General features: G+C 73.9%; 19 protein-coding genes. 7 read left to right on the top strand and 12 right to left on the bottom strand.

The genetic code is table 11. The features are described from left to right. Positions 1–72 precede the first annotated feature (72 nt). From SM450_RS02825 to rdgB, 3 genes are all read left to right on the top strand, one after another. The gene (locus SM450_RS02825; RefSeq protein ID WP_474618053.1) at positions 73–819 is read left to right on the top strand and encodes an MBL fold metallo-hydrolase; all 747 of its coding nucleotides are present in this window, start codon (positions 73–75) and stop codon (positions 817–819) included. 66 nt (positions 820–885) lie between these two features. Next, positions 886–1614 (top strand): ribonuclease PH, encoded by a 729-nt coding sequence (rph, locus tag SM450_RS02830; RefSeq protein WP_474618054.1) that lies wholly within the window; start codon positions 886–888, stop codon positions 1612–1614. After that, positions 1611–2234 carry an RdgB/HAM1 family non-canonical purine NTP pyrophosphatase gene (gene rdgB / locus SM450_RS02835; protein ID WP_474618055.1) on the top strand — a complete coding sequence of 208 codons (624 nt, stop codon included), beginning with the start codon at positions 1611–1613 and terminating at the stop codon, positions 2232–2234. The genes rph and rdgB overlap by 4 nt, the downstream gene beginning before the upstream one ends. A 140-nt stretch (positions 2235–2374) precedes the next feature. On the opposite strand, the gene hutH is transcribed toward rdgB, so the two are convergent. The 6 genes from hutH to SM450_RS02865 are packed head-to-tail and all read right to left on the bottom strand — an operon-like array spanning position 2375 to position 10191. Further along, positions 2375–3913: a histidine ammonia-lyase gene (gene hutH / locus SM450_RS02840; protein ID WP_474618056.1), complete on the bottom strand. Its 1539-nt coding sequence runs from the start codon at positions 3911–3913 to the stop codon at positions 2375–2377. Next, complete coding sequence (hutI, locus tag SM450_RS02845; RefSeq protein ID WP_474618358.1) at positions 3910–5106, bottom strand: imidazolonepropionase; 1197 nt, start codon at positions 5104–5106, stop codon at positions 3910–3912. The genes hutH and hutI overlap by 4 nt, the downstream gene beginning before the upstream one ends. Then, the gene (locus SM450_RS02850) at positions 5106–6452 is read right to left on the bottom strand and encodes a formimidoylglutamate deiminase (protein ID WP_474618359.1); all 1347 of its coding nucleotides are present in this window, start codon (positions 6450–6452) and stop codon (positions 5106–5108) included. Before SM450_RS02850 ends, hutI begins: the two co-directional genes overlap by 1 nt. Then, positions 6449–7669 (bottom strand): allantoate amidohydrolase, encoded by a 1221-nt coding sequence (locus tag SM450_RS02855; RefSeq protein WP_474618057.1) that lies wholly within the window; start codon positions 7667–7669, stop codon positions 6449–6451. The genes SM450_RS02850 and SM450_RS02855 overlap by 4 nt, the downstream gene beginning before the upstream one ends. Before the next feature lie 11 nt (positions 7670–7680). After that, positions 7681–9330 (bottom strand): urocanate hydratase, encoded by a 1650-nt coding sequence (hutU, locus tag SM450_RS02860; RefSeq protein WP_474618058.1) that lies wholly within the window; start codon positions 9328–9330, stop codon positions 7681–7683. Positions 9331–9342: 12 nt separating this feature from the next. Continuing rightward, positions 9343–10191 (bottom strand): MurR/RpiR family transcriptional regulator, encoded by an 849-nt coding sequence (locus SM450_RS02865; protein WP_474618059.1) that lies wholly within the window; start codon positions 10189–10191, stop codon positions 9343–9345. Positions 10192–10727: 536 nt separating this feature from the next. Here SM450_RS02865 and SM450_RS02870 point away from each other — a divergent pair. The 4 genes from SM450_RS02870 to SM450_RS02885 all read left to right on the top strand — a co-directional run bounded on the left by SM450_RS02870 (position 10728) and on the right by SM450_RS02885 (position 17346). Continuing rightward, positions 10728–11219: a hypothetical protein gene (locus SM450_RS02870; RefSeq protein ID WP_474618060.1), complete on the top strand. Its 492-nt coding sequence runs from the start codon at positions 10728–10730 to the stop codon at positions 11217–11219. A gap of 189 nt (positions 11220–11408) precedes the next feature. Beyond that, positions 11409–15584 (top strand): polymorphic toxin-type HINT domain-containing protein, encoded by a 4176-nt coding sequence (locus SM450_RS02875; RefSeq protein ID WP_474618061.1) that lies wholly within the window; start codon positions 11409–11411, stop codon positions 15582–15584. 31 nt (positions 15585–15615) lie between these two features. Further along, complete coding sequence (locus tag SM450_RS02880) at positions 15616–16092, top strand: hypothetical protein (protein ID WP_474618062.1); 477 nt, start codon at positions 15616–15618, stop codon at positions 16090–16092. A 72-nt stretch (positions 16093–16164) separates the two neighbouring features. Then, positions 16165–17346 (top strand): hypothetical protein, encoded by a 1182-nt coding sequence (locus SM450_RS02885; RefSeq protein ID WP_474618063.1) that lies wholly within the window; start codon positions 16165–16167, stop codon positions 17344–17346. A gap of 32 nt (positions 17347–17378) precedes the next feature. On the opposite strand, the gene SM450_RS02890 is transcribed toward SM450_RS02885, so the two are convergent. The 6 genes from SM450_RS02890 to SM450_RS02915 are packed head-to-tail and all read right to left on the bottom strand — an operon-like array spanning position 17379 to position 24027. Further along, positions 17379–18968: a glycosyltransferase family 39 protein gene (locus tag SM450_RS02890; RefSeq protein ID WP_474618064.1), complete on the bottom strand. Its 1590-nt coding sequence runs from the start codon at positions 18966–18968 to the stop codon at positions 17379–17381. Between the two features lie 30 nt (positions 18969–18998). Continuing rightward, positions 18999–19835 carry a glycosyltransferase gene (locus SM450_RS02895; RefSeq protein ID WP_474618065.1) on the bottom strand — a complete coding sequence of 279 codons (837 nt, stop codon included), beginning with the start codon at positions 19833–19835 and terminating at the stop codon, positions 18999–19001. After that, positions 19835–20761, bottom strand: a complete 927-nt coding sequence (locus SM450_RS02900; protein ID WP_474618066.1) for a glycosyltransferase family 2 protein — start codon at positions 20759–20761, stop codon at positions 19835–19837. The genes SM450_RS02895 and SM450_RS02900 overlap by 1 nt, the downstream gene beginning before the upstream one ends. Further along, complete coding sequence (locus SM450_RS02905) at positions 20758–22101, bottom strand: hypothetical protein (RefSeq protein WP_474618067.1); 1344 nt, start codon at positions 22099–22101, stop codon at positions 20758–20760. The genes SM450_RS02900 and SM450_RS02905 overlap by 4 nt, the downstream gene beginning before the upstream one ends. Further along, positions 22088–23182: a glycosyltransferase family 4 protein gene (locus tag SM450_RS02910; protein ID WP_474618068.1), complete on the bottom strand. Its 1095-nt coding sequence runs from the start codon at positions 23180–23182 to the stop codon at positions 22088–22090. Before SM450_RS02910 ends, SM450_RS02905 begins: the two co-directional genes overlap by 14 nt. Beyond that, on the bottom strand, positions 23179–24027 hold the full coding sequence (locus SM450_RS02915; RefSeq protein WP_474618069.1) for a glycosyltransferase family 2 protein: 849 nt from the start codon (positions 24025–24027) through the stop codon (positions 23179–23181). Before SM450_RS02915 ends, SM450_RS02910 begins: the two co-directional genes overlap by 4 nt.

The raw sequence follows: 24027 nt of genomic DNA on the forward strand, positions 1-24027 counted from the left end.
CGCGTCGATGATGATCAACGGCGGGGCGGCTGCCGACGCGTCGACTACCCACCGTGAGATCGAGGCAACCGGATGCGACTGACCGTCCTCGGCTGTGCGGGCAGCTTCCCGGGCCCCGAATCACCCTGCTCGGCCTACCTGCTCGAGGCGGAGGGGTTCCGCCTCCTGATCGACTTCGGTCCGGGGTCGCTCTCCACGCTCCAGCGTTACGCCGGGCTGCACGCCCCCGACGCCATCCTCCTCACCCACCTGCACTGCGACCACATGTTCGACGCGGTGAACTACGTGGTGGTGCGCCGGTACGCCCCGGACGGCCCCTACCCGCCGCTGCCGATGTACGCGCCCTCCGGCGCGCCGGACCGGCTGGCCACCGCGTACGGGCAGGAGGACACCACGGTCGAGGACGTCTACCAGTTCTACGGCCTCCAGCCGGGCACGTTCCCGATCGGCCCGTTCACCGTCACCGTCGATCGGATGAACCACCCGGTCGAGACGTACGGCGTGCGGTTGGAGCACGGTGGTCGGGTGCTCTGCTACTCCGCCGACACGGCACCCTGCGAGGCGCTGCTGCGCTTGGCCCAGGGCGCCGACGCCTTCCTCTGCGAGGCCAGCTACATGGACGGCGTGGACAATCCACCCGACCTGCACCTCACCGGTCGGGAGGCCGGCGAGGCGGCCACCAAGGCGGGCGTGGGCCGGCTGCTGCTCACCCATCTCGTCCCGGCCTGGGGCAGCGAGTCGCACACCGTGGAGTCGGCGGCCGGGGCGTACGCCGGGCCGATCGAGGTGGTCCGGGCCGGCGCCGGTTACGACGTCTGACGACGCGGTCGCGGGCCGGCGGGCACCGGAAGGCGGTGCCGCCGGCGCACCGCATAGGGTGCAGGCATGGCACGACCTGACGGGCGGCGGCCCGACCAACTCCGACCGGTGACCCTGACCCGCGGCTGGAGCACCCACCCGGAGGGCTCGGTGCTCGTCGAGTTCGGCGCGACGCGGGTGCTCTGCACGGCAAGCGTCACCGAGGGGGTGCCCCGCTGGCGCAAGGGCTCCGGGCTGGGCTGGGTGACCGCCGAGTACGCGATGCTGCCCCGGGCCACGAACACCCGCTCGGACCGGGAAAGCGTCCGGGGCAAGATCGGCGGTCGCACCCACGAGATATCCCGGCTGATCGGTCGCAGCCTGCGCGCCTGCGTCGACCTCAAGGCGCTCGGCGAGAACTCGGTCGTGCTCGACTGTGACGTGCTCCAGGCCGACGGCGGCACCCGCACCGCCGCCATCACCGGCGCGTACGTCGCCCTGTACGACGCGGTCACCTGGCTGGCCGAGCGCAAGTCGCTCACCGGCAGGGTGGAGAAGGTGATGCACCGCTCGGTGGCCGCGGTGAGCGTCGGCGTGATCGGCGGCGAGCCGATGCTCGACCTCTGCTACGCCGAGGACGTGACCGCCGAGGTGGACATGAACGTGGTCTGCACCGGGACGGGTGACTTCGTCGAGGTGCAGGGGACGGGCGAGGCCGGCGTCTTCGCCCGCGACCAGCTCGACGCCCTGCTCGACCTGGGCGTGGCGGGCTGCACGGACCTGGCCGACGCGCAGCGGAAGGCGCTCAACCTGTGACCGACAACAAGGTGCTCCTGGCCACCCGCAACCGCAAGAAGCTCGTCGAGTTGCAGCGGATCCTCGACGGCGCGCTCGGCGCACACCGGGTCGCCCTGCTCGGCCTCGACGACGTGGCGGAATACCCGGAGCTGCCGGAGACCGGCCTCACCTTCGGTGAGAACGCGCTGATCAAGGCGCGGGAGGGCTGCCGGCGCACCGGCCTGCCGACGATCGCCGACGACTCCGGCATCGCGGTGGACGCGCTCAACGGCATGCCCGGCGTGTTCAGCGCCCGCTGGTCCGGTTCGCACGGCGACGACCGGGCCAACCTCCAGCTCCTGCTGGACCAGGTGGGCGACGTGCCGGACGAGCACCGCGGCGCCGCGTTCGTGTGCACCGTGGCGTTGGTGCTGCCCGGCGGCAAGGAGCACCTGGTCGACGGCCGGCAGCCCGGGCGGCTGTTGCGCGCGCCGCGCGGCGACGGCGGCTTCGGCTACGACCCGATCTTCCTGGGCGACGGGCAGGACCGCACGAACGCCGAGTTGACGCCGGAGGAGAAGGACGCGGTGAGCCACCGCGGCAAGGCCCTGCGCGAGCTGGCCAAGCTGATCGCAAAGGTGCTCCCACCCACCCCCTGACCACCCGCCGTGCCCACCCGCCCGCCGTGCCCGGTCCGGCCCGGCCGCCCAGACGGCCGCAGATTCACGGAAAGCGTGGCTGTTCGCGCGTGGATAGCCACGCTTTCCGTGAATCAGCGCGGGGGCTCGGCGCGGGGGGCTCAGCGGAGGGGGCCTAGGTGGTGTTCGATGGCGGTGCGCAGGGTGGGGGCGGCGATGACGGCCCGCGCCGCCTCCATCAACGGGGCCAGGAAGACGTCCGGGCCGGGGGCGCCGATCGTGTCGCCGAGCGCGTCAAGCGCGGCCCGGCCGGCCGGGGACGGCTCCAGCGGCGCGCGGAGCTGGAGCCCGCGTACGGCCGCCAGCAGCTCCACCGCGAGCAGGCTGGTCAGGTTGTCCAGCACGGTGCGCAGCTTCTTGGTGGCCGCCCAGCCCATCGAGACGTGGTCCTCCTGCATGCCGCTTGTGGGCAGCGAGTCGACGGAGGCGGGCGCGGCCAGCCGGCGGTTCTCCGCCACGATGCCGGCCGCCGTGTACTGGGCGATCATCAGCCCGGAGTTCACCCCGGCGTCGGGGGAGAGGAACGCGGGCAGGTCCCGGTTGCGGGCGACGTCGAGCAGCCGGTCCACCCGCCGTTCGGCGATCGCGCCCACCTCGGCGGCGGCGATGGCCAGGTAGTCGGCGGCGAAGCCGAGCGGCGCGCCGTGGAAGTTGCCAGTCGACTCGACCCGCCCGTCCGGCAGCACCACCGGGTTGTCCACCACGGAGAGCAGCTCCCGGCCGGCCACCACCTCGACGAAGTCGAGCGTGTCCCGGGCCGCGCCGGCCACCTGCGGCGCGCAGCGCATCGAGTACGCGTCCTGCACCGCATGGGCCAGGTCGTCGCGGTGCGAGTCCATCACGCCCGAGCCCTGGAGCAGCAGGTGGATGTTCGCGGCCGAGGCGGCCTGACCGGGGTGCGGGCGGATGGCGTGCAGTTCGGGCAGGAACGGCCGCTCCGAGCCGAGCATCGCCTCGATCGCGAGCGCCGCGGTGACGTCGGCCATGGCGAACAGGTGCCGCGCGTCCCGGACCGCCAGCAGCAGCATGCCGAGCATGCCGTCGGTGCCGTTGATCAGCGCCAGCCCCTCCTTGGCGGCCAGCTCGATCGGCGTCAGCCCGGCCCGGCGCAGCGCCTCGGCGGCGTCGAGCCGTTCCCCGGCCGGGCCGAGCACCCAGCCCTCGCCGAGCAGCACGAGCGCGCAGTGCGCGAGCGGCGCCAGGTCGCCCGAGGCGCCGAGCGAGCCGTGTTCCGGCACCCACGGGGTGATCTCGTGGTTGAGCAGGTCGACGAGGGCCTCGGCGACGAGCGGGCGGACGCCGGAGCGGCCGAGCGCGAGCGAGCGTACCCGCAGCAGCATCATGGCGCGCACCACCTCGCGGGGCATCGGCGCGCCCACCCCGGCCGCGTGCGAGCGGATCAGCGCGTGCTGCAATTCGGCCCGCCGCTGCGGCGCGACGAACGTGTTGGCGAGCGCCCCGAACCCGGTCGAGACGCCGTACACCGGGCGGCCGGCGGCCTCGATGCCGTCCACGATGGACCGGCTGGTGGCCATGGCCTCGACGGTGGCGGGGTCGAGCACGACCTTGGCGGTGCCGCGGGCGACCGCGAGCACATCGGCGGGGGAGACCCCGGTGGGCAGGATGGTGACGGTGGTCATCGCGGCACTCCGTTGTGCAGAACCTGGCGGATCAGTGGCACCCCCGGCCGGTAGGCCAGGTGCAGGTGGGTCGGGGCGTCGAGGATGACCAGGTCGGCCCGGGACCCGGGGGTCAGCCGGCCGACGTCGGTGCGGCGCAGCGCCGCCGCACCGCCTGCGGTCGCGGCCCACACCGCCTCCGCCGGGGTCATCCGCATCTCGCGTACGGCGAGCGCGACGCAGAACGGCATCGACGAGGTGTACGACGAGCCGGGGTTGCAGTCGGTCGCCAGCGCCACGGTCACGCCCGCGTCGAGCAGCCGGCGGGCGTCCGGGTAGGGCGACCGGGTGGAGAACTCGGCGCCTGGTAGCAGCGTGGCGACCGTGTTGGTTGGCGGCCCGGAGAGCCACTCGATGGTCGTCGAGCCGGCGAGCGCGTCCACGTCGGCGTCGGACAGGTGGGTGCAGTGGTCCACGCTCGCCGCGCCCAACTCGACCCCGAGCCGCACGCCCGGCCCCGGACCGAGCTGGTTGGCGTGCAGCCGGACGCCCAACCCGGCGGCCTGCCCGCAGGCCAGGATCGCCCGGGCGTGGTCCACGTCGAACGCGCCACGCTCGCAGAACACGTCGATCCAGCGGGCGTACGGCGCGGCGGCGGCAAGCATCGGCCCGCAGACCAGGCCGACGTAGTCGTCCGGGCGGTCGGCGTACTCGGCGGGGACCACGTGCGCGCCGAGGAACGTGGTGTCGTCGGTGAACTCGCCGGCGATCCGCAGCGAGCGGGCCTCGTCGGCGACGGTCAGCCCGTACCCGCTCTTGATCTCGACAGTGGTGGTGCCCTGCCGCAGCATCTCGGTCCGCAGCCGGCCCACGGCGGCGCGCAGGTCGTGGTCGGAGGCGGCGCGGGTGGCGCCCACTGTGGTGCGGATGCCGCCGCCGGTGTAGGGCTCGCCGGCCATCCGGGCGGCGAACTCGGCCGCCCGGTCACCGGCGAAGACCAGGTGGGCGTGGCTGTCCACGAAGCCGGGCAGGACGGCCGCGCCGTCGGCGTCGATCCGCCTGTCGGCGGCGGGCGCGTAGCGGGCCGGGCCGACCCACGCCACCTGCCCGTCCTCGATCAGCAGGGCGGCGTCGCGCCGGACGCCAAGCGGGTCGCCGTTGCGGCCGTCGTTGGTGACCAGCTCGCCGATCCGGTCGACGAGCAGGCTGCCGATCATGAGGTGACCGCCGTGATCGCGTCCCGCAGCTCGGTGGGGACGTCGACGGTCAGGTGCCGGCCGTCGGCCACCACGGTCCGGCCGTCCACCACCACCTGCGTCACGTCGGCGGCGGAGGCGGCGAAGAACACGCCTACCGGCGGCATCCCGGCGGTGCGGGCGCTGTCCAGCCGTACCGTCACCAGGTCCGCCCGGTCGCCGACGGCGAGCCGGCCGGCGTTGCCCCAGCCGAGCGCGGCGTGGCCGGTGACTGTCGCGGCGGCGAGCAGCTCGGCGGCGCTGAAGTGCCCCCGTCTGCGGGTGCGCAGCCGTTCGTCCAGTTCCACCGCGCGGGCCTCCTCGAACAGGTCGACCACGGCGTGGCTGTCGCTGCCCAGGCTGATCGGGCTGCCCGCCTCGGCGATCCGCCGGGCCGGGCCGATCCCGTCGGCCAGGTCCCGCTCGGTGGTGGGGCAGAGGCAGACGCCGGTGCCGCTGTCGCCGAGCAGCGCGACGTCGGCGGCGGTCGGGTGGGTGGCGTGTACGGCGGTGGTGTGCCGGCCGAGCACGCCGTGCTCGGCAAGCAGCCGGGTCGGGGTGCACCCGTGCGTGGCCCGGCAGGCGTCGTTCTCGGCCGGCTGCTCGGAGAGGTGCACGTGCAGCGGCAGCCCGTGCCGGTCGGCCCAGCCGGCCACGGTGGCGAGCTGCCCGGCCGGCACCGCGCGCACCGAGTGCACCGCCGCGCCGCGCCGGACGTGCCCGTCGGCCGGGTCGAAGGCGTCGACCCGTTCCGCCCAGCGCAGCGCGTCGCCGTCGCCGAACCGGCGCTGCGGCCCGACCAGCTCCGCGCCGTCCACGTCCCCGGTCAGGTACGCGGCGTCCAGCAGGGTGAGCCGGATCCCGGCGTGCGCGGCGGCCTCCACGAGCGCGGCGGACATCGTGTTCGGGTCGTCGTAGGGCGTGCCGTCGGGGCCGTGGTGCAGGTAGTGGAACTCGCCCACGACGGTGATCCCGGCGAGCGCCATCTCCGCGTACGCGGCCCGGGCCAGCGCCAGGTAGGAGTCGGGGTCGAGGCGGGCGGCCACCGCGTACATCAGGTCCCGCCAGGACCAGAAGTCACCCCGGCCGTCGTGGGTGCGCCCGCGCAGCGCCCGGTGGAACGCGTGCGAGTGGGCGTTGGCCAGGCCGGGCAGCGTCAGGCCGGGCAGCCGGGTGGCGTCCACCCCCACGCCGGCGGCCGGCGGGCCGCCCCCGATCAGCGGCGTGACCGCGGTGAGCCGCCCGTCCGTCGCCTCGATCAGCACGTCCGGGGTGGGCTCGGCGTGGTCGGGCAGCCAGGCGTACTCGGCCAGCCAGCGGGTCAGCGGCATGCCAGCTCCTCAAGCACCCGGGCCAGGGCGGCCACCCCGGCCGCGCAGTCGGCGTCGGTGGCGGACTCGGCCGGGGAGTGCGACACCCCGGTCGGGTTGCGCACGAACAGCATCGCGGTCGGCAGGTGCGCCGCCAGCACCCCGGCGTCGTGCCCGGCCCCGGTCGGCAGCACCGGCGCGTCGAGCAGCGTCGCCAGCCGTCGCCCCAGACCGCCGTCGAACGCGACGAGCGGGGTCGCCGACTCCGGCGTGCAGGTGAGCGCGGTGCCGTCCCGGCCGGCCCGCTCGGTGGCCTTGGCGCGTACCGCCTCGACCAGACCGTACAGCGTCTCCGCCTCGGCGGCCCGCGCGTCCAGCCAACCGGTGACCCGGGACGGGATCGCGTTCGTCGCGTTCGGCTCCACCGACACCCGGCCCACGGTGGCGTGCGCGTCGCGCAGCCGGGCCTCCTTGTTCGCCGCGAGCACGGTGAACGCGTAGGTGAGCATCGGGTCGCGGCGGTCGGCCATCCGGGTCGTACCGGCGTGGTTGCCCTCGCCGGTGAAGTCGAACCGCCACCTGCCGTGCGGCCAGATCGCGGACGCCACCGCGACCGGCGCGTCCGCGTCGACGAGCGCGCGGCCCTGCTCGACGTGCAGCTCCACGAACGCCGCGAAGCGGCCGAGCAGGCCCGGGTCGGCGCCCGCCGGCCGCCCGCCCAACGCCTCGGCGAAGCTCACCCCGGCCTGGTCGCGCAACCCGGCCGCGCGCTCGGTGTCGATCTCGCCGGTGAGCAGCCTCGACCCCAGGCAGGGTACGCCGAACCGCGCGCCCTCCTCCTCCACGAACGCGGCCACCACGATCGGCCGGACCGGGGTCACCCGGGCGGCCCGCAGCTCGTCCACAGCGAGGAACGCGCCGACGACGCCGAGCGGCCCGTCGTACGCCCCGCCGTGCGGCACCGAGTCGAAGTGGCTGCCGGTGAGCACCGCGTCGCCGGCCGCCGGGTCGCCCCACCAGGCGAACAGGTTGCCGTTGCCGTCCTGCTGGACCGGCATACCGCGGGCGTCGGCCTGGTCGCGGAACCACTCCCGTAGCCGCAGCTCGGGCTCCGTGAGCGCGTAGCGCAGGTAACCGCCGCTGCCGCTGTCCCGCCCGACGCCGGCGATCTCGTCCCACAGCTTCCGGAACCTGTTAGGAAGGGGCCCTTCCAATGCAGAATGCGTTAACAAGGGGCCCCTCCTCACGCCTCGGCCATGGGGACGCGCACGCCGGTGCGGGCGGCGACCTCGCGGGCGTCGTCGTAGCCGGCGTCGACGTGCCGGATGACGCCCATCGCCGGGTCGTTGGTGAGCACCCGCTCGATCTTCTGCCCGGCAAGCGCGGTGCCGTCGGCCACGCAGACCTGACCGGCGTGGATGGACCGGCCGATGCCCACGCCGCCGCCGTGGTGGATGGACACCCAGGACGCCCCGCTCGCGGTGTTGACGAGCGCGTTGAGCAGCGGCCAGTCGGCGATCGCGTCGGAGCCGTCGGCCATCGCCTCGGTCTCCCGGTAGGGGCTGGCCACGCTGCCGCAGTCCAGGTGGTCCCGGCCGATCACCACCGGCGCGCTCAGCTCGCCCGAGGCGACCATCTCGTTGAACCGCACCCCGGCCTTGTCCCGCTCGCCGTAGCCGAGCCAGCAGATCCGCGCCGGCAGGCCCTGGAACGCCACCCGCTCGCCGGCCATCCGCATCCACCGGGCCAGGGATTCGTTCTCCGGGAACAGGTCGAGGATCGCCCGGTCGGTGGCGGCGATGTCGCGCGGGTCGCCGGAGAGCGCGGCCCAGCGGAACGGCCCCCGGCCCTCGCAGAACAGCGGCCGGATGTACGCCGGCACGAAGCCGGGGAAGTCGAACGCCCGCTCGTACCCGCCGAGGCGAGCCTCGCCGCGGATCGAGTTGCCGTAGTCGAAGACCTCCGCGCCCGCGTCGAGGAAACCGACCATCGCCTCCACGTGCTTCGCCATCGACGCCCGCGCCCGGTCGGTGAACTCGGCCGGCTTGGCCGCCGCGTAGTCCCGGGCGTCCGCCGGTTCCACGTCCTCGGGCAGGTAGGACAGCGGGTCGTGGGCGCTTGTCTGGTCGGTCACGATGTCGATCCCGACGCCGCGCGCCAGCAGCTCGGGGAAGACGGTGGCCGCGTTGCCCACCACTCCGACGCTCAGCGCCCGCCGGTCCCGCTTCGCGGCCAGCGCGCGGGCGACCGCGTCGTCGAGCGAGTCGGCGATCTCGTCGAGGTAGCGGTCGTGCGCCCGCCGCTCCAGCCGGGTGCGGTCCACGTCCACGATCAGGCAGACGCCGCCGTTCATGGTGACCGCGAGCGGCTGCGCCCCGCCCATCCCGCCGCAGCCGGCGGTGAGGGTCAACGTGCCGGCGAGGCTCCCGTCGAAGCGCTTCGCGGCGACCGCGGCGAACGTCTCGTAGGTGCCCTGGAGGATGCCCTGGGTGCCGATGTAGATCCAGGAACCGGCGGTCATCTGCCCGTACATGGTCAGGCCCAGCGACTCCAGCCGGCGGAACTCCGGCCAGGTGGCCCAGTCGCCGACCAGGTTGGAGTTGGCAAGCAGCACCCGCGGCGCCCACTCGTGCGTCCGCATCACCCCGACCGGCCGGCCGGACTGCACGAGCATCGTCTCGTCGTCGCGCAGCTCGGTGAGCGTCCGCACCAGCGCGTGGTAGGACGGCCAGTCCCGGGCCGCCCTCCCGGTGCCGCCGTAGACCACCAGGTCCTCGGGGCGCTCGGCCACCTCCGGGTCGAGGTTGTTCATGAGCATCCGCAGGGCGGCCTCCTGCGGCCACCCCTTCGCGGTGCGTACGGTGCCGCGGGCGGCGCGGACGGGCTTGTGCATCTCGTACTCCTCTCAGCCGAGGAACAACTGGCGGCGGGCGGCGGACGACTCGAACGCCTCGAGCCGGACCTGTGCCTCGGCTGGTGCGGCGTCGCAGATGGCCTGGAGCACCACCATGGCCAGGGTCATCGGTGCGGTGTGCAGGTCGAAGACGAGGTCGGTGCCGACGGCGGCGGGCAGCACCACGTCGGCGTGGTCGGTGGCCGGGCTGACCGGGGAGTCGGTGATCGCCACCACCGTCAGTCCGGCGTCGCGGGCTTCACGCAGCGCGCCGAGCATCTCCCGGGGGTAGCGGGGCAGCACGAACGCGAGCAGCGCGGTGGCGCCGGCCGCGACGGCCTGGTCGAGGCGGTCGGCGAGCAGGCTGCCCCCGTCGTCGAGGACCCGCACGTCCGGGTGCACCTTCGCGGCGAAGTACGCGAAGTACGCCGCAAGCGGCGCGGCGGCGCGCAGCCCGAGCACCGGCAACGGGCGGCTGGCCGCGAGGAGCATGCCCACCTCGGCGATCCGGTCGGCGTCGGCGAGTTGGGCGGCGAGCCGGTCGAGATTGTCCATCTCGGCGTGCACCGCCCGTTGCAGCGCGTTCCCGGCGGCGGCCGGCTCCGCGGCGCCTGGCGCGTTCAGCTCCCGCAGCCGGCGACGCAGCGCGGGATAGCCGTCGTGCCCGAGCGCCATGGCGAACCGGGTCACCGACGGTTGGCTGACGCCGGCCAGCTCGGCCACCTCGGCCGCGGACAGGTAGGCCGCCGCGCCGGCGTGCCGCACCAGGCAGTGCGCGATGCGCCGCTGGGTCGGGGTGAGCCGGACGCCGTGGAAGAGATCGAGCAGGCGATCGGCGCTGGATGCACCGCTTTCATTCACACGAAGACTCTATGCATGAAAACTTTCACCTGGCAAGGCTTGTCACTCCGGAATTGTTTTCCCTGCTGGGAGCGATACGCACGGCCTGGACAGGGAGTGAGCACCCTTTAACCGCTTGTGCGGGGTGGTGGGGATCTATAGCGTGCAACCTGTCTTGTCTCGCTTCCACGGGGGTTGCCGTGACTACACGGTCGATGCATGCTGCCCAAATCAGATCGAGTCCCGCCCAGAGCAGGCGACTCTCCGAGGCGCAGCGGGCAGGGCAGTGGCCGCTCGCCCAGGCGCTCGCCGGGTCTCGCGATCAGGTGGAGGCATTCCGCGCCGAGGGTCGGGCCGGATAAGCAGCGGAAGGCCGCGGCCGGTACCGCGGTGGGGGCGTCGAATGCGGCCCCCTTCCTATTCGCACAGGCTTATTCGAGAAAACGCCAACGGGTTGGCGACGGATCTCTCGACCGGTTGTTCCTGATTGAATGCCTGAGCGCATGCGAAAGTCACCCGTGGGTGTTCTTCCTGCGCCAACCAGATTGGAGCCGTGCATGAAAATGGCGCGTTGGGCCCTCGCGGCGACGGTGGCCGCCGCCGGTGCCGCGGTGGTCGTTCCGGCGACCATGTCCGCGGCGGCGGACACCCCGCCCTCCCTTGAGGAGGACTTCAATTACCCGGGCGCCGCCAAGATCCTGGCGGACCACGGGCTCAAGCTGTTCAAGGGTGACGGCCACATCGTGTGGATCGCGACCCGGTCGATGGACGACGCCCAGTGCGCCGTGGGAGAGATCCAGGTGGAGCAGTCGCTTGAGGTCTCCGGCCTCTTCCACTGCTTCAAGGTGCTGGGCTCGTCCGGCTATCTCACCCTGGAGGTCCCGGGGACCTTCGGCATTCGGGCCGGCGCCGAAACCGTCGAGGCGACGGCAAAACTCCCGACCGGGGACAAGAAGTTCACCATTCCGCCGAACCAGCCGGTGCCGATCGATCCGGGCGACGGCAGTAGCCCGCCGCCGGCGATCCTGGTCGAACTGCGGGTGAACTGACCGAACGAAACGAAAGATGGGCCGTCACTCATTGGCGACGGCCCATCTTTTCGTCCGACCAGCCCTTGTGGACGTCTTTGGCCGTCGATAGCATTCCGGCTGTCTTGTCTCGCTTCCACGGGGGTCGCTGTGACTACGAAGTCAATGCGTGCTGCTCTTTTCAGAAACCGTCGCCTGTTACCCGGCTGGGTGCGGCGCGTCGCCGTCGCGACGGCGGTGGTGCTTGTCGGATCGCTCATCCAGGCGGCGCCGGCGAGCGCCGAGGACGAGGAATATCCCTGGGATCCGGTGGTGGCCCGGGAGGTGCTCGTCACCTACGTGACCGAGGGCACCCCCTCGGTCAAGCGCGCCGCCGCGGAGATGCTGCTCGCCGACGACGCCGCGGTACGCGCGTTCCTCGAGGGCGGGGTGGACGAGGCACGGGCCGCCGACGCGCGGGCCGCGGCCGAGTCGCTCGCCTCGATGGACGGTCCCGCGGTGCGGGCCGGCGCCCTGCAGGCCCTGGCCGGATCGTCGGCTGACGTCCAGGCGTACGTCGAAGGGGGCTGGCGCGCGCCGTGGGCCTCGGACGAACGGGTGCGGGCGTACCGCCTGCTGGAGTCCGGCGGGCCGACGATGCGGTCCGCCGCGCAGAAGGCGCTCGACGGCACGCCGGAGCAACTCACCGAGTTCCTGGCCGAGGGGCGGGACGCGGCGGCGGTGGTGGACGACCGACTGGCGGCGACCCAGATGCTGACCGGCGGGGCCAATAACTCCGGTCCGGTGCTCAACACGGCAGCCGCCCAGGCGCTTCAGGGCTCGGCCGACGACCTGCGGGAGTTCATCACCGCCGGTCAGTTCGTCGCCCGCGCGCGGGACAAGGAACTGGCCTCCATCCGCAGCCTGACCGAGCAGGCGAAGCAGGCCAGCGAGACCACCGCCCGGGAGGCGCTCGCCGCGACGGAGGCCTCAACCCGGGCGGCGAACGCGGCCGAGGAGGCCAAGAAGCAGGCCAAGATCGCGGCGGACGAGACCGCCGCGGCGGGCGGGGCCGCGGCCAAGGCGTCGGCTGCCGCCGGCCGGGCCGCCGACGCGGCCGACGGTGCCGCCGACGCCGCCCAGGACGCGGTGAGCGCCTCGAACGCCGCCATGCGGGCGGCGCGGGTGGCGTCCGACGCCGCTCGGAAGGCGACCACCGCCGCATCCCTGACCGCGCAGGCCGCCGCGCGTGCGCAGCGGGCCGCGGCGGATGCCCGGACCGACGCGGGCAAGGCCGCGGCGGCGCGGCAGGCCGCCCAGCAGGCCCGGGACGCGGCCCGCAAGGCACGCGAGCTGGACCAGGTACGAGCCCAGCGTGACCGTGCGCTGGCCCAGGCGAAGTCGGCGAGCACCGCGGCGAAGGGCGCGAGCGCCAACGCGGACGCGGCGGCGGCGGAGGCGCGGAAGGCGGCTGGCCAGGCTGGTGTTTCGGCGTCGGAGGCGAAGCGGGCGCGGGACGCGGCGGCGCGGGCGCAGGCGCAGGCCGCGGCGGCGTCACGGGCGGCGGATCGGGCGTATTCGTTGGCACTGGCGGCGGCGAAGGCCTCGGATGAGGCGTTCGAGTTCGCGCGGCGGGCGGCGGCGCATGCGGATGCGGCGGCGGATGCGGCGGAGGCTGCGGCTGCGGCGGCGGGTGACGCGGCGAAGGCGGCGGCGGAGTCGGCGAAGCACGCGGCGGCTGCGGTGCAGGCGGCGAACACGGCGGTGGAGGCGGCGAACAAGGCTGTCGAGCTGGAGCAGTTGGCGCGTGCGGAGGATGACGCGCGGTTGACGGAGTCCACCGAACAGGGTGTGTTGGCGGCGCAGGACGCGCTGGCGTTCGAGCAGGCGAAGAATGCCGCCGTCGGTGATGTGGTGGCGTGGAACCGGAAGTTGTTGTGGGACACCGCGGAGGAGGACCGGGTCGATCCGGCGACCCGTCAGCTGCTCACCGAGGCGACCGCGTCGGGTGTCACCACCGCGGTCATGCTCGACCGTGGCCGGCGGGCCGCGATCAACCTGTTGACCACCGGCGGTGAGCACACCAAGGCGTCGGCGTCGGAGGCGCTGACCGGCGGTGAGGTGGAGCTGCGGTCGTGGTTGACCGATGGTCGTCGGACCGCGGTGGGTCAGGACGATCGGGCGCGGGTGTGGCATCTGATCGACACGTTGCCGGAGGGGAACGAGAAGGCAGCGGCGCAGGCGGCGGTGGCCGGTGACGACGCGGCGGTGCAGGCGTTCCTGCGGACGCGGAACTACTCGGGCAAGTCGACGGCTGATCGGACGGCGATCTACCGGATTCTGGAGACGGCGGGGCCGACGGTGCGGTCCGCGGCGGAGCGGGCGCTGGCGGGGACGAACGCGGATCGGCACGAGTTCCTGCGCTCGGGGCAGTACCCGGCCCGTACCACGGATGAGCGGCTCGAGGTCTATCGGGCGATGGATGCCGGTGGGCCGCAGGTGAAGGCGGCCGGTCAGGTGGCTCTGGCGGGTCCGCCGTCGTACATCTCGTACTTCCTGACGGCGGGCCGCTACCAGGCGGCGCAGCGGGATCAGGAGCAGGTCGCGCATGTGTCGGCGGTGCAGACGTTGATCGCGGAGGCACAGCGGTACGCCCAGTCGGCGGTCTCGGACGCGGCCGAGGCGAACCGGGTCGCGGCGGTGGCGGCGGGTAAGGCGGCGGAGGCGAAGACGTACGCCGATCAGGCGAAGGCTTCGGCGGACAAGGCCGCGCAGTATGCCAACGACGCGAACACCTCGGCGGTCGCGGCGAAGAACTCCGCGGACCAGGCGGCCCAGTCGGCCACCACGGCACGCAACGCCGCGAACTCCGCCCAGGCCAGCGCCAACCAGGCCGCCCAGTCCGCCGCCACGGCCGGCGCGGCGGCCAAGCGGGCCAGCCAGGACGCCGCGGGGGCCGCGCAGGCCGCCAAGGACGCCCGGCAGGCGGCGAAGCAGGCCGGCGCCGACGCCGCCGCCGCGAACCAGGCGGCCAGGGAAGCGGAGCAGATCTACAACACCAAGCTGAAGGAGTGGGAGGCCGCCCAACGCAACACCGCGCCGGGCAGCGCCTGGGACGGCAACGGTACGGCGTTGGAGCAGCACCGGACCTGGAGCTGCATGGTGCAGCCGTCCCAGCTCACCGCGGAGTGCGCGAAGGTCTACGTCGACTTCGCCGACGCGCTCGTCCGGCCCGGGAAGTGCACCACCGCCGGGCTGAACACCGGACCCGGCTGCGAGATGGTCGACGACATCAAGGAGTTCGTCAAGGACAACCCGGACCTGATCCTCGACGTCGTGCAGCTCGTTCTCGCGGTGTGTGGTCTGGTCCCGGCCTTCGGTGAGGCGTGCGACGGGGTGGACGCCGGCATCTCCTTCGCCCGGGGCGACTGGGTGGGCGGCGTGCTCTCCGGTCTCAGCGCGATCCCGATCGCCGGCTGGGTGCCGGCCGGGATCAACATGGGTCGGCTCGGGGACAAGTTCCGCGACGCGTGGCGGGTGTTCGACGAGCTCGCCAAGAAGTGCGACAACGTGCCGAACAGTTTCGCGCCGGGCACGAAGGTGCTGCTCGCCGACGGCAGTCGCAAGGCCATCGAGCGGCTGCGCGTGGGCGACGAGGTCCGGTCGGCGAACCCGCTCGTCGGCGTCTCGGCCACCGGCCGGGTGATCGAGACCATCACGGGCTCGGGCACCAAGGTACTGGCGAAGGTCACCATCGACGTCGACGGCGACCGGGGTGCCGCGACCGAGACGCTCACGGCCACCTGGAACCACCCGTTCTGGACCACCGACGCCAACGCCTGGGTCAAGGCCGGCGAGCTGAGGCGGGGTCAGTCGCTGCTCACCGCGGACGGGCGTCACGTCGAGGTCGAGAAGGTCGAGACCCGCACCGAGCGGACCACCGTCTACAACCTGAACGTCGCGGATCTGCACACCTACTACGTCTACGCCGGCAACGTCCCGGTGCTCGCCCACAACTGCGGCAAGATCGATCTCGATCACGGGGTCGCGGGCGCACACCCCAAGGACCACGTGGGGAAGACCGACAACGAGATCATGACGCGCGCCGAGACGGACCCGAAGATCAAGGGCGTGGCGTCCACTCTCAACGGGGACACCTACCAGCAGACCGTGGACGCGGTCGTCGCCGGCAATCTCGACAAGATCAACCGGTGGGCGGCGAAGTCGCAGGTCGGCGCGGAGACCGAATACACCAAGCGGTTCAGTTACCCTGTGGGCCGGGTCGCGAAGAAGGGTGAGGGCACGGCCAAGGACGCGTACACGGTCACGCTGATCCTCAAGCGGATCGACAAGGGATACCAGGGGCACAAGGGCGCCTGGGTGGTGAAGACCATCAAGGCGTACTGACCGTAGCGGACAAGGTGGGGGTCTGATCTCCGTGCGCGAGTGGGACGCGGCACCTGAGGCGGTCGCAAGTGACGTCGTGGCGTCGCTCGGCCGTTGCGACCGGGAGTTGGGCGACTTCGCGACCGGCGTCAAGCTCGACTACGACTTCGGGCCGGACAGCGACCTCTACCCCCACCTGATCCTCAGCGCCGAGCAGGGCGGGGTGCAGCAGGCGGACATCCGCAAGACGATCCGGATGCCGATCTCGCTGCACCCCTTCCTGAGCAACGAGATCTCCATCCGCCTGACCCTCGGTTTCACGCCGTCCGCATGCGACGTGACATCGGTCATCGAGGCCCATCTCGACCAGCCGATGGGGACCTTCGGCGCAGGCTCGCACACCCTCCATCACCGAGTGTCCGAGGGCCTCCCGCTCGCGGAGGCGTTACGGGCCGCGGAGGAGCACATCCGCGACCTCTACCGGGTCGCGACATTCCCGGAGACGCTGGGCCTGCCACCGCGCGAATGAGCAGCGTGGGCGGACCAGCCGGCGAGCGTGCTCTCTGTATTATCCGCACGGCGGGTGAGCAGAGGAGTGGGGATGCAGCCGGAAGGTCCGTACAGGTTCACCGAGGTGCTGGGGGAGTGCCAGGTCGGCCGGGCCTGGGCGGCGCTCGACGGCCAGGACCGGCCGGTGACCGTGGCGACGCTCGACGGCGCCGCGGCCGGCGACCAGCGGTGGCGGGAGGCTTTCACCAACGCGGCGGACGTGCTGGCGCAGACGCCTGGTGGCCACCGCTACGTCAACGCCGACTTCGCCGCCGACCAGCCCTGGGTGGCGTACCCGTCGGAGGCCACGACCGCCGCCGAGCGGCTGTTCCGGTCGCTCGGCATGGACTACCAGCGCACCGCCACCGCCGACATCCTCCCGCCGCCACCGCCGGTCTCGGCGCCGCCGCAGCCCGTCTCCTCCCCACCGCAGTTGCCGTGGAGCCCGCAGCCGTGGGCGATGGCCCCCGCACAGCCGGTCTCCGGCGCGCCGTCGTCAGGTGTGCCGGTGTCGCCCGGCATGCCGGTGCCGGCCGCCCCGGCCCAGGCCACCGCCCCCGATCCGCTTGTGGCGACCGGCGGTCCCCGGATCACCCCGGTTCCGCGTCCGCCGCGTAACCGGACCGGCCTGTGGATCGGCGGCGTGGTCATGGCCGCGGTGCTGGCCGGCGGCGCCGGGCTGCTCGCCGGGCGCGCGCTCGCCGGTGACGGCGAGCCGGTCACCCCGTCGGCCAGCACCTCACCGGCGCTCTACGAGGCCACGCAGTACTCGTTGAACAAGGCGAAGTTCGACGCCGGCCTGATGCCGCTCGCCGAGCCCTGGCTCGACGAGGTCGGCGGTTGCGCGATCAACACGGAGAAGAGCGGCCCGGCGCTCGCCGACGGCGAGAAGCAGCACGTCTTCTGCCGTTACCTGGGCGTGTCGCTGCACTTCGCGGCCTACGAGTCGGCCGAGAAGAAGGAGGCCGCCCGCGCCTTCCGCCAGCAGATGGGCATCATCGGTCGCGCGCTCGCGCCCGGGATGCGGGAGGCCGCGCAGGTTACCGGCGGGACCAGCGACGCACCCGGCAGCTACGTCGAGTACGCCGGCAACGGCCAGGACGGGCGCCCGGTCTGCGGCATCTGGTGGGGCCGGGACGACAGCGTCGCCGCGATCTACATGGAGACGCCGTGCGGGGCCGGGCTCGGTGGCAACTGGGACGCCCTGCGCGACCTCTGGCACCGGCACAGCTGACGGCCCCGACACGGTTGACGGCCCCGGCGCAGCTAACGCAGCCGGGCGCCGTTCGGTGGCGGCACCAGGCAGACGTCGCTCCCCTTGGTGACACCGGCGACCAGGTCGAAGCGGACCACACGCGCCCCGCTGAACTGCCGCTCGGTGACCGCCACGCCACCGCCGCCGAGCCGGACGATGACGTCCCGGTTCGCCCCGTCCGCCCAGTCGGTGGCCTGGAAGAGCCAGATGCGGGACCGCCCGGCCAGCAGCGTCGACACCGTCCTTCCCGGGCAGCCGCCGGGGCCGGCCGCGACCACGTAGGCGTCCGCCGGCGGGCCGTACCAGGCCTGGGCGTTCCAGGAGACGGTGGTGGCGAGCACCAGGTCACCGGGGCGCCGCTGGGCGTCCAGGTGGCGTAGCGCGGTGCGGTAGTCGGCGGCGTTGGCACCGCCGCCCTGTGCGAAGGCCCGCGCCGGGTGCACCGTGGCCACCACGTCGGTGGCGAGCTGCGGGACCGCCAGCGCGAGCAGGAGCAGCGCCCCGACCGCCCACCGGACCCGGGCGGGCGGGCCGGGCCGGGCGACCGGCGGCGCGACGGCCAGGCTGGCCAGCAGCAGGCACGCCGGCACCGCGTAGAGCGCCAACCGGCCGTTGAACGGGTAGACCGACACGGCCGCCCCGGCCAGCCCGGCCGTCAGCGGCACGAGCAGGACCAGCACCGCCACGCCGGAGAGCCGGCGGCGGCCCACCACCGCGCCGAGGACCAGCAGCGGTACGACCACCCACGCCGACCAGGCCACGAACGGCACGGCGGCAAGGCTCCGGTAGGTCGCGGTGAGCCAGTCCACGGTGGCCGGCAGGTCGGTCAACGGATGCGCCGGATAGATCGACTTGCCGTGCCAGTAGGCGGCGAGCTGGGTGTCGTCCAGCCCCGGGGCCAGGAACAGGACGTACACCACGAGCACCACGACCGCCCAGGCCGGCGCGGGCGCGACGAACCGTCCCAGTTCCCGCCACCGGGACGCCCAGGTGCGGCCGGCGCGGGTGAGCGCCCGCGCGGCGAGCAGCGCGCCGAGCGCGCCGGCGACCGGGATGGACAGTGTGCTGAAGACGGCCGCGACCAGGGACACGGACCAGAACAGGGCCGCGCCGGCCCAGGTCGGGGCGCCCCGGCACAGCAGCAGGGCCAGCCCGACGAGCAGCGTGACGCAGAACGCCTCGGCGCTGTACTGCTTCAACTCGTTCGAGTAGCCGATCAGGAACGGGGCGACCGCGACGAGCAGCAGCGCCGCCAGGGCGGCAAGCGGCGGCAGGAGCCGCCGGCCGAGCCAGGCCACAAGCGGCAGCAGCGCCAGCCCGAACAGCAGCGGTACGAGCCGCAGCGCCCGCTCGCCGTCGCCGAGGTGGTCGAGCGCTAGCCGTTCCAGCCACAGCCAACCCGGCGGCGCGGACTGGCTGAACGCCAACGGCCGCAACAGGTCCAGGTGGCCGCGTTCCCGCAGGTTGTGCGCCACGTACAGCTCGTCGCTCCAGAAGCTGCGCGCGTACGCCCACTGCCGGATCCGCAGCCCGGCGCCGAGCGCGACGAGCAGGCCCGCGATCGGCCAGTAGGGAGACCGGCTCAGCCGCGTCACGGGCACGGCGAGACGCTATCAAAGCGCCGTTCGCGTTCAGGTCCCTCGCGCGACCGGACCGGCGCCGTCCGGCACCGGCGAACCGACCAGCCGGGCGGCCTCCAGGTGCCGGCGCTCCGGCCGCGGGAAGCCGACCAGGAACTCGGGGAACATGCCGAAGAAGGTCCGGGCGGAGCGCAGTTCCAGGCTGTGCGCCCGGGACCAGCGCACCGAGTTGGTCGCGCGCGCCCAGTGGTGCGTCCACCGCACGTCGCCGCGCACGGCGACCGGCCGGCCCCGCCGCCAGGCGCGCAGACCCAGCTCGTGGTCCTCGTAGTAGAGGAAGAACCGCTCGTTCCACCCGCCCAGCGCGGCGACGTCGGCGGTCCGGCCGGCGACCGCCGCGCCCATCACCCAGGCGACGTAGCGCGCCTCGCCCGGCGCGGCCACCATCCGGTACGAGGCGTGCAGCCGGGACAGCGGCCAGAGGTTCCGGTTGCCGAGCTTGGCGGTGGCGTACGGGAAGCCACGCCCGTTGGCCTGTGGCGCGCCGTCGGTGCCGAGCAGTTGCGGCGCGACCAGACCGCCGTGGACGTCCAGGTGCCGGGCCAGCACGGGCAGGTCGTCGGCGCGTACCTCCAGATCGGGGTTGGCGAACAGGACGTAGCGGCCGGTGGCCTCGCGCAGCGCCACGTTGTTCGCGCGGGAGAAGCCGACGTTCGCCGGCAGCCGGATGACCCGCGCGCCCAGCTCGGCGGCGACCTCGGCGGAGTCGTCCACGGAGGCGTTGTCGACCACCAGCCACTCGTACGGCTTCCGACGGCGCCAGCAGCGGCGCAGCGTCCCGGCCGAGTTGTAGGCGACCGTCACCACGGTCCACTGGTGTGCCGCCATCAGGCCCTCCGGACGGTCAGGTAGCCGCGCAGGGATGCGAAGCCGAAGCGCCTGCCGGTCCACTGCCGGCGGGCGGCGGGCGCCTCGACCAGCCCGCGTCCGACGCCGCGCAGGAACGGCCGCAGCAGCCCCTGCCGGATCCGCCGGGCGGCAAGCGCGACGTGCGCGAGCGCGAGGACCGGCAGCGCGACGAGCAGCAGCGGCCCGGTGAACGTGCGCGCCGCCACCAGCAGCCGGTTGCGGGCCAGCAGGAACGCCCGGAACGCGGACAACCGTTCGTCGCCGGACACGCTGTGCCCGCCGGCGTGCGGCAGCACCAGGTCGAGCCCGCGCGTGCGCAGGCCGGCGGCGTAGAGCCGGAACGCCAGGTCGGCGTCCTCGCCCCAGGCGAACAGGTGCTCCCAGAAGCCGTCGAACCGGCGGAACAGCGCGGTCGGGAACACCGCCGCCCCGCCGGACGGGCCGAGCGGGGCCCGGCCGACCGTGGCCGGCCGGTCGATGAAGAGCGAGAGCGGGTTGAGGTCGATGCCCACGTACTCGCCGCCGTGCATGGCCAGGCCCACCGCGATCGGGCTGTCCGGGTGCGCGGCGACGGCGGCGCAGATCCGGGCCAGCGCGTCGTCGGGTAGCCACACGTCCGGGTTGAGCAGCAGCACGTGGGACGTGCCGACGGTCGCCACGGCCCGGTTGCAGCCGGCCGCGAAGCCCGGGTTCGACGGGTCGGGCAGGTGGGCGTACCGGCCGGCGGGCAGGTGACCGGCGATGATCCGGGCGCACCCGTCGGCCGGCAGGTGGTCGGCGAAGACGAACCGGACCGGCAGGTCGCCCGCGGCGCGTAACCAGGTGGGCAGCGTCTCGGTCAGCATGCCGGCGGACCGGTAGAGCACGGTCACCACGGTCAGCCCGTCGAACGGCGTCCCGGTCACGTCGCGGTCCTCCCCAGCCGGTGCAGGACCACCAGGCCGGGCGCCAGGCTCAACCAGGTCGGATAGATCAGGGGATACAGCTCGTAGACGCCGAACAGCGCGAAGTAGACGACGAACGCCCGGGCCAGTTGCCCGGCCGGCGCGGCGGAGAACTCGAACCACCGTTCGGTCACGCCGACCGCCAGCCCGAGCACGGCCAGGAAGACCACCGCGCCGAGCGGCCCCCAGTCGAGCAGCGGGATGGCCACGAAGGTGGCGGTGTTCATCAGGTACGGCTGGCTGAGCTGGGAGGTCAACCCGTACAGGTCGGCCCGGCCGACGATCGGCTCGACCCGGGAGCCGAGGAACGTCAGCGAGTAGGTGCCGTACCGGGGATCCAGGTGCGCCCGCTGCGACCACACCCGCCCGAACGTCTCGGTCGAGGAACTCAACGACAGGTCGAGCGACCCGGCGCTGCTGGCGAGCGCGTTGCTGCCGTACCGGGCCCGGAACTCGGTCTCGAACGCGCCGGTGCCGGCCATGGTGCGCTGCCCGCCGAGGAACACCGCCGCGCCGAGCGCCACCGCGCCGATCAGCAGCACCACCGGCGTGCGTGCGGCCAGGAACGACGCGGCCCGGCCCCGGGTACGCCGCACCGACAGCGCCGCGATCAGCGCCGGCGCGATGCCGACGAGCACCGAGTTCTTGCTCGCGCCGAGCGCCGCGCCGACGGTGAAGACCGCGGTCAGCGCGTAGTAGAGCGGCAGCGCCGGCCGGCGTCCGGACAGCGCCCGCAGCAGCGAGACGGCCATGCCGAGTGTCCACGCCTCGGACAGCAGGCCGACGACCAGGTTGGACTGCTCGCGGAGCACCTGCCGGGCGGCGTCCGGGTTGTCGGCGAGCAGCGGCGGCAGGGTGCCGCGGAAGCGCACCGCCGCGGTCACCACCGCCACGCCGAGCAGCACGAACAGGTACGCCCGCAGACGCCGCTCGGACGGCCACGACAGCTCCGGCCGGGACCGCGCCGACGGCGACCGTACGGCGTCGCGCCGCTCGACCAGGCGCCGCCCGGCCACCCAGGCGAGCAGGAAGACGGTCACGTAACCGGCGAGCACCGGCAGCACCCCGCGACCCGCCCACGAGTCGTACGGGCCGGGCAGCACCCGCACGGCGAGCAGCGCGGCGGTCCAGACGGCGGCGCACGCGGCGAGCGCCCACATCCGGGCGCGGGCGGCGAGCAACGCGCCGACGGCGAGCGCGAGCGTGACCGCCGCCCCCGCGTCCCAGGTGGCCAGCAGCAGGGCCACGCCGAGCGCGAACGGGAGCCCGACCGACCAGAGTCGACGTTCAGCCGGCGTCACGGGTCACCGTCCGGTAGAGGTCGAGCCAGTTGTCCACGCAGCCGGCGAAGGAGTGCCGGGTCGCGTACCCCCGGGCCAGCTCGCGGCGGCGCTCGTCCCACGCCTGCGGGCGGGTGGCCGTGCGCACCGCGGCGGCCATCGCCTGCGGGGTCGGCTCCGCCCGGTACGCGAGCACGCCGTCGCCGGCGGCGGTGACCTCGGCCAGGCCACCCACCCCGGAGTGCACCACGGGCACGCCGAGCGACATCGCCTCCAGCGCGCTGCGCCCGAACGCCTCCACCCGGGACGGCACCAGCAGACAGTGGATCCGTTGCAGGAAGGGCGCCGCGTCCACCCGCCCGATCAGGTGCAGGTTCGGCCGCGCGTCGAGCGGCGTGTCGCCGGCGCCGGCGACCAGGAACTCGACGTCGGGAAGCGCCGCCGCGACGGCCGGCAGCAGGTCCGCGCCCTTCTCCCGTTCCAGCCGGCCGAGAAAGCCGACCCGGACCGGGTCGCCCGGCGCGGGAGCGGGCCGGTCGGCCGCCTCCGGCCAGATCGCCGGCAGCGGGTTCGGAATCACCCGCACGTCCCGCACCCGTCCGCGTACCCGCAGCTCGCGGGCCTCGAAGGCGGAGACCGCGACCGTCGCGTGCGGCCGGAGCCGGCGCAACATCAGGTCTGTGCCGATGTTCGCCTGCACGGCCGCCTTCGCCCGCAGCGACCCCGCCGCGTCGCGATACTGCCAGAGGCTGTTGTGCAGCGTCACCACGAGCGGCGTGCGCCGGCCGCGCACGCCCAGCCCGGCGCGGGCGTGCATGGCGGCGGAGAGCAGGTGCGCGCTCACCACGTCCGGCCGCAGCTCGTCGACGAGCGCCCGGATCCGCCGTGCGTAGCCGAGGTCGACCCGCCTGGCGGCGCCGAGCGGCAGCCACCGCACCCCCGCGGCCCGCAGCGCCGCCGCCACCTCGTCGTCGCCGGTGGCGGCGACCACGTCCACGCCCCGGTCGGCGAGCGCCGGCAGCATCTCGATCAGGAAGCGCTCGGCGCCGCCGAGCTGCCGCCGGCCGGACCCGCCCGTGGTGCAGACGAACAGCACCCTCATCGGGCGGCCATGCCTTCGAGCGCGCCCCGGGCGACCGCCCGGCGGGCGCCACCGCCCACCGCGGCCCGCGCCAGCACCCCGACGGTGTACGCGGAACAGGCGACCGTGCCACGCCATCCGGCCAGATCGCGGCTGGCCCGGATGAACTCCCGGGTCTGCCGGCGGGCGATCTCCTCCGCCGGCCACCGGCGCTTGGCGCTGGCGTCGTCCTCGTGCGTGACCACGGCGTCCGGCAGGTACGCCAGGCGCAGCCCCAGCCGGCGTACCGCCCAGCACAGCCGCAGATCCTCGGAGTAGAAGAAGGACGACTCGTCGACGCCGCCGATCCGCTCAAGCGTCTCCCGCCGGATCGCCACGAACGGCCCGGAGAGCCAGTCCCCCCGCTCCGGCGGCGCGACGATCCGCAGCCTCGGGACGACGAGGCTGAGCCCGGTGGCGTGCGCCACGCCGGCGCCCACGGTCAGGAACCGGCCGGCGGCGGTCCGGTCCACGCCGTCGACATCGAGCACCTTCGGGAAGGCGGCCCCCACCGCCGGGTCGTCGAGTTCCGCGGCCAGCCGCTCGACCGCGCCGGGGCGTACCACGATGTCGTTGTTGGACAGCACCACCCGCGAGCGTGTGCTGTGCCGGAAGCCGAGGTTCATGCCCCGGGCGTAGCCGAGGTTCGTCTCCGAGCGGACGTAGGTGGCGCCGGTCTCGGCGCACATGGCCCGCAGCGCGTCGGCGATGCCGGCGCCGCTGCCGTTGTCCACCACGACCGTCTCCGCTCCGGCCGGCAGGGACCTGACACACGCCCGGGTGCGCTCGAAGTCTTCCCAGGTCAACACCACGATTGAGACGTCCAC

It is taken from the genome of Micromonospora marincola, assembly GCF_056150385.1.